Annotated in this window: 8 protein-coding genes; 4 read left to right on the forward strand and 4 right to left on the reverse strand. The window is 69.6% G+C overall.

Annotated features, from left to right (window positions below; all coding sequences use genetic code 11):
* The coding region (locus tag D588_RS26115; RefSeq protein WP_017915920.1) for a TPM domain-containing protein at nucleotides 1-1,144 on the forward strand (1,144 nt) is incomplete at its 5' end.
* A gap of 545 nt (nucleotides 1,145-1,689) precedes the next feature.
* Here D588_RS26115 and D588_RS0110375 read toward each other — a convergent pair.
* Both D588_RS0110375 and ispG read right to left on the reverse strand, forming a co-directional pair.
* A complete protein-coding gene (locus D588_RS0110375; RefSeq protein ID WP_017915921.1) occupies nucleotides 1,690-2,400 on the reverse strand; it encodes a phosphatase PAP2 family protein in 711 nt (236 codons plus the stop codon).
* Complete coding sequence (gene ispG, locus D588_RS0110380; RefSeq protein ID WP_017913396.1) at nucleotides 2,381-3,646, reverse strand: flavodoxin-dependent (E)-4-hydroxy-3-methylbut-2-enyl-diphosphate synthase; 1,266 nt, start codon at nucleotides 3,644-3,646, stop codon at nucleotides 2,381-2,383. Before ispG ends, D588_RS0110375 begins: the two co-directional genes overlap by 20 nt.
* 124 nt (nucleotides 3,647-3,770) lie before the next feature.
* Between ispG and D588_RS0110385 the strand changes: the two genes are divergently transcribed.
* From D588_RS0110385 to D588_RS0110395, 3 genes are all read left to right on the forward strand, one after another.
* Nucleotides 3,771-4,994: an ATP-binding protein gene (locus D588_RS0110385; RefSeq protein WP_026143572.1), complete on the forward strand. Its 1,224-nt coding sequence runs from the start codon at nucleotides 3,771-3,773 to the stop codon at nucleotides 4,992-4,994.
* Nucleotides 4,991-5,557, forward strand: a complete 567-nt coding sequence (locus tag D588_RS0110390) for a response regulator transcription factor (protein ID WP_017909993.1) — start codon at nucleotides 4,991-4,993, stop codon at nucleotides 5,555-5,557. The genes D588_RS0110385 and D588_RS0110390 overlap by 4 nt, the downstream gene beginning before the upstream one ends.
* 73 nt (nucleotides 5,558-5,630) lie before the next feature.
* On the forward strand, nucleotides 5,631-7,424 hold the full coding sequence (locus D588_RS0110395) for a sensor domain-containing phosphodiesterase (protein WP_026143573.1): 1,794 nt from the start codon (nucleotides 5,631-5,633) through the stop codon (nucleotides 7,422-7,424).
* A 28-nt stretch (nucleotides 7,425-7,452) separates the two neighbouring features.
* Here D588_RS0110395 and D588_RS0110400 read toward each other — a convergent pair whose 3' ends face one another.
* Complete coding sequence (locus D588_RS0110400) at nucleotides 7,453-9,015, reverse strand: sodium/sugar symporter (protein ID WP_026143574.1); 1,563 nt, start codon at nucleotides 9,013-9,015, stop codon at nucleotides 7,453-7,455.
* Between the two features lie 96 nt (nucleotides 9,016-9,111).
* Nucleotides 9,112-11,634 (reverse strand): exo 1,3/1,4-beta-D-glucan glucohydrolase, encoded by a 2,523-nt coding sequence (locus D588_RS0110405; protein WP_345775586.1) that lies wholly within the window; start codon nucleotides 11,632-11,634, stop codon nucleotides 9,112-9,114.
* Nucleotides 11,635-12,275: the final 641 nt, after the last annotated feature.

Consider the following 12,275-nt stretch of genomic DNA (forward strand, 5'->3'; position numbering starts at 1 on the left):
CCCGCGCCGCGCCGCCAGCGTGCCGCGCGGCTGGGCGCCGTTCCGGCTGAGCGCCCTGCTGGTGCTGGCGTTGCTGCTGTGGCCGGCGCTCGGCCGCTGCGCCGTCGCCATTCCGCCCTACACGCCGAACGTGGTCGACCCCGCCGGCACGCTCAGTGCGGACGACACCCAGCGGATCAACGCGGCACTGCAGCGCCTGCGCGAACGCCAGCACATCTGGGGCGCGGTCTACATCGTGCCGTCGCTGCAGGACGAACCGATCGAGGGCCTGGCCGAGCGCGCCTTCCGCACCTGGCGGCTCGGCCGGCAAGGCAGCGACAACGGCCTGCTGCTGGTGCTGGCGATGCAGGACCGGCGTTCGCGCTTCGAAGTCGGCTACGGCCTGGAGGGCGCGCTGCCCGACGTGGTCGCCCGGCACGCGCTGGACGATTACCTGGCGCCGCGCCTGCGCCAGGGCGACACCGCCGACGCGATCGTCGCCGCGTTCGACTTCATGGGCCGCGCCGTCGCGCAGGATCCCGCCGCCGTCGCCGAACTGGCGCAAGCGGCCGACGACGGCATGCACTGGCGGCGCGGCACCATCGCCTGGGCGGGCCTGCTGGTGCTGGTGTGGCTGCTGCTGCCGCTGCGCCAGGTGTGGACCGGCTATCTGCGCAGGCGTCTGCTGCGGCGGCATCCGCGCCTGTCGGACAAGCCCGAGGAACTGGTCCAGGACACCGCGCGCGGCGGTTTCTGGGCGTGGTTCATCCGCCTGTTCCTGAGCGCCAACCCCGGCATCTTCGTGGTGCTGCTGTCGGCCAGGTCGATGACGATGACGGTGATCTTCCTGGCGCTGGAACTGCTGATCCTGGTGTTGACCCTGGCCATCGCCGCGCAGCGCTACCGCTCGCCGCAGCGCTACAGCCGCTTCCTGCAGGCGCTCGCACGGCGGCGCAACGCGCTGATCCGCAAGGGCCATATCGCCGAGACCGCGCCCGGCGTGTTCGCCTACACCGCCAGCTACCATGCCGCTCAGGCCGCCAGGGAACGCGCCGCGGCCGAGTCCGCGGCATCGTCCTCATCCTCGTCGTCCTCCAGTTCCAGCAGCGACTCCTCCTCCGGCGGCGGCAGCTCCGGCGGCGGCGGCGCCAGTTCGAGCTGGTAGCGGAGACTGCAGCGAACGCTCGAGCAACATCAGCAGAGGAAATACTTCTCCCGTTTTACAAATAGTGAGTGGAGCGTTTTGCACTTACATAAAGCGCTGCCCGCACCATGAGGCGGAAGAAATCAATTCTCTCCATTGGACGGACGTTCGCGAACAGCAGCTTCGAACCTTTCAGGCTGAGGATTGCCATGCGCGAGCCAGTCACATCCGAAAACCGCCATTTGCGCCCTACCCAACTCTTCTGCAGTGGCCCCAATAAAGCCGCTTCCCGGCAAACCCGACTCCTGCTGTACGACTATCGCTGTGAGCGGGGGCAGCTGATTTAGCAAGCAATACGACTGAATAGGCTCAAAGACCCGCGGGATGTGCGCCCGTGAGCGCGGCCAACTGAAAGTAGGTTAAAGACTGGCGATGGCGTGCCGCCCACGCCAGTACTGCCCAAATCTGACACGCTCGCTCGGATCTGGTCATGTGTTCATCCTTCGCAGGTTTTGGAGGCGACGGCACAGCGAGCGCCAGCAGTGTGGATTGGCGCGTACTGGAAATTATGCCAATGCGCGCCGCGCGCGCCAGCGCGGCCGGCGCTCGCCGCGGAACAGCAGCAGGTACAGCCCCACCACCCACACCAGCGCCGCGCTCCAGCCGCCGAGGATGTCCGAGGGGTAATGCACGCCCAGGTACACCCGCGACACCCCGACCAGCAGAGTGAAGCTGCCGGCCAGCCACAGCACCGGCCAGCGCCAGCGGGTGCGCCAGCTCAGCGCGATCAGCACCGCCGCCAGCGTCATCGAGCCCATCGCGTGGCCGCTGGGAAAACTGAAGGTGTGGTGCTCGGGCGCGATCGACTCCCACAGGCTGGGCCGGTCGCGCTGGAAGAACTGCTTGGCGCCCATGTTCAACAGCGCCGAGCCGATGAAGGACAACGCGGCGAACAGCGCCTCGCGCCAGCGGCGCAGGCCCAGCAGCACCAGCACGATCAGCGTGTCCAGCGGGATCACGCCGTACTGATAGCCGGCCTCGGTGACCACGGTGAAGAAGCGGTCCCAGCCCGGGCTGGTCAGGCCGCGCATGCTCCACAGCAGCGGCTCGTCGAAATACAGGTCTTCCAGCGCATGCACTTCGTCGGCCAGGGCCACGAACACGCCCAATGGCAGCAGGACTCCGGCGAACAGCAGCACCACGCGCCAGGCATTGAGCCGCAGCCAGCGGCGCAGGCCGGCTGCCTCGGCGGCGGACTCACCCGGTGCGGCGGACATAGGTGCGTTCGACGTAATCGTCGATCAGCGCCACGAACTCGTGGGCGATGTTCTCGCCACGCAGGGTCACCTTCTTCTCGCCGTCGATGAACACCGGCGCGGCCGGCGCTTCGCCGGTGCCCGGCAGCGAGATGCCGATGTTGGCGTGGCGCGACTCGCCCGGCCCGTTGACCACGCAGCCCATCACCGCCAGGGTCATGCTCTCGGCGCCGGGATGGGTCACCTTCCACTCCGGCATCTTCGCGCGGACGTGGTTCTGCACCACCTTGGCCAGCTCCTGGAAGAACTCGGAGGTGGTGCGGCCACAGCCCGGGCAGGCGGTGACCAGCGGAGTGAAGGCGCGCTGGCCGGTGGTCTGCAGCAGTTCCTGGGCGACGATCACTTCCTGCGTGCGCGACTGCCCCGGCTCCGGGGTCAGCGAGATGCGGATGGTGTCGCCGATGCCTTCCTGCAGCAGCACCGCCAGCGCCGCGCTGGAGGCGACGATGCCCTTGCTGCCGATGCCGGCCTCGGTCAGGCCCAGGTGCAGGGCGAAGTCCGAGCGCTGCGCCAGGTCGCGGTACACCGCGATCAACTCCTGCACGCCGCTGACCTTGCAGCTGAGCACGATACGGTCGCGGCCCAGGCCCAGCTCCACCGCGCGCTCGGCCGAATCCAGCGCTGAGCGGATCAGCGCCTCGCGCAGCACCCGGCCGGCATCCCACGGCACCTCGCGCCGCGAGTTCTCGTCCATCAGCTGCGCCGCCAGCGCCTGGTCCAGCGAACCCCAGTTGGCGCCGATGCGCACCGGCTTGTCGTATTTCAGCGCGAACTCGATCAGCTGCGCGAACTGGGTGTCCTTCTTCTTGCCGAAGCCGACGTTGCCGGGATTGATCCGGTACTTGGCCAGCGCCTCGGCACAGGCCGGCTCCGCCGCCAGCAGTTGGTGGCCGTTGTAGTGGAAGTCGCCGATCAGCGGCACCTCGATGCCCATCATCCGCAGCTTGTCGACGATGCGCGGGATCGCCGCGGCCGACTCGGGATTGTTGACGGTCAGGCGCACCAGTTCCGAGCCGGCGCGCCACAGCTCGGCCACCTGCTTGACCGAGGAGGCGACGTCGGCGGTGTCGGTATTGGTCATCGACTGCACCACCACCGGCTTGCCGCCGCCCATGGTGACGCCGCCGATGCGGACCGGCTGGGTGAGACGGCGCGCCCAGGGCGCGGCATCGGCGGGAGGCGTGGGGCGGCTGACGGCATCGTACATGCGCCCATTTTAGCCTGCGCGGCCGCTCCTGCCGCACGCGCCGGCACCGCCGATTCAGCCAGCCGGCACCGCTGCGACGGTTTGTCGCAGGCAGCCCCCGGGTCCAGCGCATACGATGCGCAGCATGGATTCCAACGATGCCTCCTTCCTGCGCACCCTGTGCAGCCTGCGCTGGCTGGCCACCGCCGGCCAGGCCGCGACGATCCTGGTGGCGACCTGGCCGCTGCAGTTGCCGCTGCCGCAGGCGCCGCTGTGGGCCGGCGTGGCGGTGCTGGCGCTGTTCAACCTGTACGCGCAGTTGCGCCTGCGCCATGCCGACTCGGCCGCACCGGCCACCGCCTTCGGCCACATCCTGGTCGACGTGACCGTGCTGACCTGGATGGTCGGCTGGAGCGGCGGCATCGGCAACGCCTTCGGCTCGCTGTTCCTGGTGCTGATCGCGCTGGCGGTGCTGGCGCTGCCGCTGCGCTGGGCGCTGGCGGTGGCGCTGGCCTGCGTGGCCGGCTATGCGGTCAGCGCGCTGTTCGGCCTGCCGCTGCCGCACGGCCCCTACCAGGCGCTGGACCTGCAGCGCTGGGGCATGGCCGCCAACTTCCTGCTGTCCACGGTGGTGGTGCTGGTGTTCTCCACCCGCCTGGCGATGGCCATGCGCGAGCGCGAACGCGAGCTGGCGCTGCTGCGCGAGCGCTTCACCCGCAACGAGGGCATCGTCGCCCTGGCCACCCATGCCGCGTCGGTGGCGCACGAGCTGAACACGCCGCTGGCGACGATGACCCTGCTCACCGACGACATCGCCGAACAGAGTACCCAGCCGGAGCTGCGCGAGGACCTGGACACCCTGCGCGAACTGCTGGTGCAGTGCCGCGAACGGGTGCTGGCGCTGGCCGCACCGGCGCAGCGCGCCGGCGGGCAGACGGTGTCGCTGGCGCAGGTACTGCACCAGTGGCAACTGGTGCGGCCGACCGTGCGCCTGCGCCGCAACGACGACGCGCCGCTGCAGTTGCGGATGGAAAGCGCCATCGGCCATCTGCTGCAGGTCTTGCTGAACAATGCCGCCGACGCCGGCGAACGCGCCGGCCACCCGCAGGTGGACCTGAATGTGCGGGTCACCGGCAGCGAACTGGTCGGCGAGGTGCGCGACTACGGCGGCGGCTTCGACGCCAACCAGGTCGGCCTGCCGGCCACTCTGTTCCGCAGCGGCAAGCCCGAGAGCATGGGCGTTGGCCTGGCGCTGTCGCATGCGACCATCGAACGCCTGGGCGGTGAGTTGTGGACCGAGCCGGCGCCGGACCACGGCGCCCGGGTCGGCTTCCGCCTGCCGCTGCTCGCCCTGGAGACCTCCGCATGAACACCGACACCCCGCTGGGCCTGCTGGTCGACGACGATCCGCTGTACCTGCGCACCCTGCAGCGCACCCTCGCCCGCCGCGGCCTGGAGACGCGCACCGCCGACAGCGCCGCCGCCGCACTGGCGCTGGCCGCCGAGGCGCCGCCGGACTACGCACTGATCGACCTCAAGCTCGGCGACGAATCCGGCCTGGCGCTGATCCAGCCGCTGCGCGCGATCCGCGCCGACATGCGCATCCTGCTGGTCACCGGCTACGCCAGCATCGCCACCGCGGTGGAGGCGATCAAGCTCGGCGCCGACGACTACCTGCCCAAGCCGGCCACGGTGCCGATGATCCTGCGTGCGATCGGCCTGGAGGCCGAGGAGGACGACGACGAGGACGGCAGCGACGTGCCGGACGCGATGACCCCGCTCAGCCGCCTGCAGTGGGAGCACATCCAGCAGGCCATGCACGAGACCGGCGGCAACGTCTCCGCCGCCGCGCGCCTGCTCGGCATGCACCGCCGCTCGCTGCAGCGCAAGCTGGCCAAGCGGCCCAGCCCGCAGCGCGACCCGCCGCGCTGAGCCGGGCGGCGACGGCCTGAACCGCGCCCCGGGCCGGCGCTCAAGTCCCCTGGTACCGGGCCGATAACCCGGCATGCTGAAGTCTCCCCCACCCGCCTTGCTGGACGAGCCGCAACGGCTCAGCGCCCTGCGCCAGCTGTGTCTGCTGGACACGCCGGCCGACCAGGTCTTCGATCTGGTCACACAGTTGGCGTCCCGCTACCTACGGGTGCCGATCGCGCTGGTCTCGCTGATCGACGAACAGCGCCAGTGGTTCAAGTCCCGGGTCGGCCTGGAGGTTCCGCAGACGCCGCGCAGCCAGGCGTTCTGCGCCTACGCGATCCACAGCCCGGAACTGATGGTGGTGCCCGATGCCCGCCAGGATCCGCGTTTCCGCGACAACCCGCTGGTCACCGGCCCGCCGTTCATCCGCTTCTACGCCGGCGCGCCGCTGCTGATGGCCGATGGCGCCAGCCTGGGTACGCTGTGCGTGATCGACAGCGAGCCGCGCCACGAGTTCGACGAGGTGGCGCGCCGCACCCTGCAGGACCTGCGCGACCTGCTGATGGTGCGCATCGACACCCTGCGCAACAGCGGCTTCGTCGATGCGCTGACCGGCCTGCCCAACCGCAGCCGCTTCAACGACGACCTGACCATGTGGCTGTCGCTGCAGACCGCCGACCACCACGACACCGCGGTGGCGATCGACGTGTGCGGCATCGACTATTTCCGCGACATGGTCAAGGCGCTGGGCTGGGAATACGCCGAGGGCTACCTGCTGGCCACCCGCGACCGCCTGCGCAAGGCGCTGGGCAACCTGCCGCTGTACCGCATCGACACCACCACCTTCGTGTTCATCATGGAAGGCAGCGACACCGCGCATCTGGAGTACTGGTGCGAGCACCTCTGCGACGCCTTCGCCGCGGCGATCGACCACCAGGGCATTCCGCATGCGGCCAGCCCCTCGCTGGGCGCGGTGCGTCTGGACGGGGCGCTGAGCGCGAATCACACGGTGCGCTCGCTGACCACCGCGGTGGACATGGCGCGCCAGCGTGGGCAGCGCTGGAGCCTGTACGAGCGCAACCACGACGCCAACCAGCGCAATGCCTTCCGGATCCTGGCCGCCTTGCCCGAAGCGCTGGAGGCGCGCGGCCAGCTGAGCCTGCACTACCAGCCACGGGTGAGCCTGCGCAGCGGCGAATGCGTGGGCGTGGAAGCGCTGCTGCGCTGGCAGCATCCGCTGCTGGGCACGGTGGCGCCGAACGACTTCATCCCGCTGGCGGAAAAGACCGCACTGATGAGCCGCATCACCGCCTGGGTGCTGCGCGCCGGCATCGCCCAGGCGGCGCTGTGGCAGCAGCGCGGCTATACCTTCAGCGTGTCGCTGAACGTGTCGGCGGTGGACCTGGAACAGGCCGACTTCATCGCCCGGCTGCAGGCGCTGCTGCAGCAGCATGCGCTGGCGCCCGGCGCACTGGAGATCGAATTCACCGAGAGCGCGATGATCCGCGATCCGCAGCGGGTGGCCGAACAACTGCAGCAGATCAGCGCGCTCGGGGTGAAGATCGCCATCGACGACTTCGGCACCGGCTACAGCAACCTCGGCTATCTCAAGAACATTCCGGCCAGCGCACTGAAGATCGACCAGTCGTTCATCCGCACCCTGCCCGGCAGCCGCAGCGACGGCATGCTGGTGCCGTCGATGATCCATCTCGGCCACGACTTCGGCCAGCAGGTGGTGGCCGAAGGCATCGAGAGCGCAACCGTGTACCGGATGCTGCGCGATTGGGGCTGCGACGAAGGCCAGGGCTACTGGATCGCGCGGCCGATGCCGGCCGAGGCGCTCGACGCCTGGCTGGCCGAGCCGTGGCAGGGCGACGACGCCTGAGCGTGCCGCGCCACGGCCGGCCCGTGGCTCACCAGAACACCGCGTACAACGCCACCAGGATCGCGATCACCGCCGCGGCGCCGAGCTTGAAGCCCAGCGTGGTGCCGTAGCGCACGTCGTCGGTGCGGATCAGGTCGCGCGCCGGCGCCTGCGGGGTCAGCAGCGACACCAGCACCGCCGCCACCAGCGACAGCACGAACACCAGGCCGATGCGGTCCATGAACGGCAGTTCCGGCCACAGCTTTTTGAGCGCGAACGACAGCAGCACCGAGCCGATCGCCGCGGTCAGCGCGCCGGCCTCGTTGGCGCGCTTCCAGAACAGTCCGAGCATGAAGATCACCACCACGCCCGGGGTGAAGAAGCCGGTGAATTCCTGGATGAACTGGAAGCCCTGGTCGAAATTGCCCAGCAGCGGCCGCGCGGTGAGGATGCCGATCAGCACCGAGGTCACCGCGGCCACGCGGCCGACCCGCACCAGTTGCGGCTGGTCGGCCTGCGGGCGGAACTTGGCGTAGAAGTCCAGGGTGAAGATGGTCGCCACCGAATTGATCTTGGACGCCAGCGAGGCCACGATCGCCGCCACCAGCGCCGCGAACACCAGGCCGAGGATGCCGCTGGGCAGCAACTGCATCATGGTCGGATAGGCCTGGTCGGGCTTGGCCAGGTCCGGCGCCAGCACCACCGCGGCGATGCCCGGCACCACCACCACCACCGGCATCAGCAGCTTCAGGAACGCGGCGAACACCATGCCCTTCTGCGCCTCGCCGATGTTCTTGGCCGCCAGCGCACGCTGGATGATGTACTGGTTGAAGCCCCAGTAGCTGATGTTCATCACCCACAGGCCGCCGAGCAGCACGCTCAGGCCCGGCAGGTCCTTGTAGAACGGGTTGTCCTTGGACAGGATCATGTGGAAGTGCTCGGGGTGCGCGTTCCACAGGTGGCGGAAGCCGGCGAGCACGCCGGCGCCGTCGCCGATCCGCGACAGGGTCAGCCCGGCGACCAGCAGGCCGCCCAGCACCAGCAGGGTGACCTGGACGATGTCGGTCAGCGCCACCGCCTTCAGCCCGCCGTACAGCTGGTACACCAGCGCGAACACGCCGATCAGCGCCAGCGCCAGGGTCTGATCCATGCCGGTGACCTGGCTCACCGCGATCGAGCCCAGCCACAGGATCGAGGTCAGGTTGACGAACACGTACAGCAGCAGCCAGAACACCGCCATCAGCGTGCGGATCCACTTGCCGTAACGCTGCTCCAGGAACTGCGGCATGGTGTAGATGCCGTTGCGCAGGAAGATCGGCAGGAAGAACTTGCCGACGATCAACAGGGTCAGCGCCGCCATCCACTCGTAGGAGGCGATCGCCAGGCCGATCGCGTAGCCGGAGCCGGCCATGCCGATGATCTGCTCGGCGGAGATGTTCGCCGCGATCAGCGAGGCGCCGATCGCCCACCACGGCAGGGTCTTGCTGGCCAGGAAGTAGTCCTCGGCACTCTTGCGGTGCCCGGCCTTCTCCCGCGAGACCCATTGCGCGAGCAGGAAGATGCCCGCCAGGTAGACCACCACGATCGCCACATCCAACGTCGCCAACCCCACTGCCTTCTCCTACGGGCCGCAGCCCTGTCGCACCGTTGTCCATGACGCCGCCCGCGTGGGCGGCGCCGCTCGTTCAAGAAAACCGTTCGCCGCCGCTCAATGCAGCGGGCAGTCGACCACGCTCTGCGCGTCGTTGCTGCTGCCCAGCGCGATCCGCGACAGCGACAGATCCAGCGTGCCGTCGCTCTCGATCAAGGGCAGGCGCTCAAGCCGGGTCAGGTCGGCGCCGGCCACCGCGAAGCACTTCAGCGGCACGCCTAGGGTGCGCCACTCGCCCTTGGGCAGCGCAGCCAAGGCCTTGCCCAGATCCACGCGCGCGCCGCAGTCGTGGCCGCAGGCCACGCCGATGCGCGCGGCTGCGCTGGGCGCCGCGTCCACCTTCAACGTCAGGATCAGTTGCACGTCGCCATTGCTCTCGCGCGAGACGTCCAGCGGCTTGGGCAACACCAGCGCCAAGCCGGACTTGCCGCTGCCGGACCAGACGAAGCGGCGCGCATCCTCCTGCGCCTTGTGGTCGATCGCGGTGACCTTCAGCGATCCGTCGGCCAGTGCCGCCGGGAAGGTCGCCGCCGGCAGATTGGCCTGCGTGCCGCCGAACAGGATCAGGTTGATGCCCGCCGCCGGCTTGCCGCGGTCCAGGTACACCCCGCCCACCGCCTGCGCGCCGGACACGCCCGACACCTCGGACAGCCGGCTCAGATCGCCCTTGTCCTCGTAGGTGAGGCCGTAGCCGAAAGCGAACTGCGGGCTGTAGTTCTTCTGCCCGACGTTGTTGGCGAACTGCACCGCGGTGCGCGGCCAGGAGAAGCTCAGCTTGCCGTGGAAGTCGTACTGCACGCTGCCGTCCGCCTTGCGCAGCAGCACGTCGGCGATGCCGGCGCCTTCCGAACCCGGCAACCAGGCCGCGACGAAGGCGTCGGCGGCGTTGATCTCGCGGTTCACCCACAGCGGCCGCCCGCTCAGGAACACCGCCACCACCGGAATGCCCTGGGCCTTGAGCGACTTGATGAGTTCCAAGTCGCTGTCGTCGCCGGGCTTGTACAGCAGCGTGGCGATGTCGCCCTGGAACTCGGCATAGGGATGCTCGCCGAACACCACCACCGCCACGTCCGGCTTGGTCGCGAACTTGCCGTCCACCGCCAGTTCGGCGCTGCCGCCGGCGGCGCCGACCTGCTGCTGCAGGCCTTCCCAGATGGTGGTGCCGTTGGGGTAGTCGGCGCGCTTGGTGCCGGTGCCCTGCCAGTTAAGGGTCCAGCCGCCGGCCTGCTTGCCCATGTCGTTGGCGCCGTCGCCTGCCACCAGCAGCTTAAGCTGCGGCTTCAGCGGCAACAGCTGGCCCTGGTTCTTCAGCAGCACCAGCGATTCGCGCACCGCCTGTCGCGCCACCGCGCGGTGTTCGGGCGCGCCGAGCAGCTCGAACTTGCCGCCGAGCGGACGCTGCGACGGCTTGCCGGCCTCGAACAGGCCCAGGCGCAGCTTGACCCGCAGGATGCGCCGCACCGCATCGTCCAGCCGCGCCATCGGGATCTGCCCCGACTTCACCGCCTTCAGCGCGTTCTCGTAGACGCCCTTCCAGCTGTCCGGCGCCATCAGCATGTCCACGCCGGCGTTGAACGCGGCCGGGCAATCGTCGTTGCGGCAGCCGGGCACCTGGCCGTGGCCGTTCCAGTCGCCGACCACGAAGCCGCCGAAATGCATCTGCCCCTTCAGCACGTCGGTCAGCATGACCGTGTTGCCGTGCATCTTGACCCCGTTGACGCTGTTGAACGAGGCCATCACCGTCTGCGCCCCCGCCGCGATCGCCGGCGGATAGCCGGCGCCGTGGATGTCGCGCAGCTGCTGCTCGCTGATCCGGGTATCGCCCTGGTCCTTGCCGTCGGTTGTGCCGCCATCGCCGAGGAAGTGCTTGACCGAGGAGATCACGTGCGACCCGTCCAGAAAACCCGGCGTGCCGGGCACGCCCTGCAGCCCCTCGACCACCTTGCCGGCGAAGCTGGCCACCACCTCGGGCGACTCCGAATAGCCCTCATAGGTGCGGCCCCAGCGGTCGTCCTGCGGCACCGCCACGGTCGGGGCGAAGGTCCACTCCATGCCGGTGGTGCGGGTCTCGGCGGCGGTGATCTCGCCGATCTTGCGCATCAGTTCCGGGTCGCGGGTGGCGCCCAGGCCGATGTTGTGCGGGAACAGCGTGGCGCCGACGATGTTGCTCTGCCCGTGCACCGCGTCGATGCCGAAGATGATCGGGATCGCCGGGCCGGCGCCGTCGATCTGCATCGACGCCGTGTAATAGGCATCGGCCAGTGCCAGCCACTGCGCCGGGCTGGCGTCGTACTTTCCGCCGGGATCGGAGTTGCCGCCGGCCAGCACCGAACCGATGTGGTACTTGCGCACGTCCTCCGGGGTCATGCTGCCGATGTCGCCCTGCACGGTCTGCCCGACCTTCTGCTCCACCGACATCTGCGCCATCAGCTTGGTGATGCGCGCCTCCAGCGCCGGATCCTCCTTCAGCGGCCAGGCCGGCGACGGCCACCGGTCCGGGTGGATCGGCGGCGGCGGCGGCGCGGCCGCCGGTGCGACCGGCACGGAGCGACCGGGAACGGCGGCGGCCAACGCCAGCAGGCCAAGCGCAGCGGCCGCGGCCTGCGCCGTGCGAAGCGGCGCGCGCGCGCCAGCGGTCTGTGTGTGCAAGAGACTCCCTCCCAGGAACGGCGAACGCATGCCATGTCGCGGCCGGACCGCACACGCCGAGGTGCGGCCGGCGCCTACGCTTCCCGAATCGCCCCAAGCCTGTCAACCGCGGCGCGAGGTATGCCTCGATGCCGCACGGATATCGACTGACGCTATAGCGATGGAATACCGGGTTTGCTTGTACGGGGCTGCGTCCGGGTCGTCGACCGCGCTCCCCCGCGGCATCGGCAGCCGCCGCGTTTGCTGCGCCGCAATATCGTCCGACATGCGCACTGCGCAAGGGCGGCACCGCATTTGGCGCAGTGGCTGCCGGCCGCGACCGCTCGCAGGTTTCAAACGAATGTCACCAAGCGCGCCTAGGTTGGACCGCGCCGGCACGAGGGGGAGTGACCGGTATCCCGTCCGTTCTGGAGAGTCCCCCGATGTCGCATCTCCCCGATTCCGGTCGCCGCCGCGCCCTGCGTCTGCTGGCCGGCACCTCCCTGCTGCCGCTTGGCAGCCTTTCCGCTGCCACGTTGGCGAGCGACCCCGCGGCCGCGCGTCTGCCGCCTCCGCCGCGGCCAGGCCGCCCG

It is taken from the genome of Xanthomonas sp. SHU 308 (assembly GCF_000364645.1).
In the GTDB taxonomy this organism is placed as follows: domain Bacteria; phylum Pseudomonadota; class Gammaproteobacteria; order Xanthomonadales; family Xanthomonadaceae; genus Xanthomonas_A; species Xanthomonas_A sontii.

Bases quoted from the DNA above. Each gene is read 5' to 3' on its own strand.
- D588_RS0110385 (WP_026143572.1), top strand. From the start codon at position 3,771: ATGGATTCCAACGATGCCTCCTTCCTGCGCACCCTGTGCAGCCTGCGC.
- D588_RS0110395 (WP_026143573.1), top strand. From the start codon at position 5,631: ATGCTGAAGTCTCCCCCACCCGCCTTGCTGGACGAGCCGCAACGGCTC.
- D588_RS0110375 (WP_017915921.1), bottom strand. From the start codon at position 2,400: ATGTCCGCCGCACCGGGTGAGTCCGCCGCCGAGGCAGCCGGCCTGCGC.
- D588_RS0110390 (WP_017909993.1), top strand. From the start codon at position 4,991: ATGAACACCGACACCCCGCTGGGCCTGCTGGTCGACGACGATCCGCTG.
- ispG (WP_017913396.1), bottom strand. From the start codon at position 3,646: ATGTACGATGCCGTCAGCCGCCCCACGCCTCCCGCCGATGCCGCGCCC.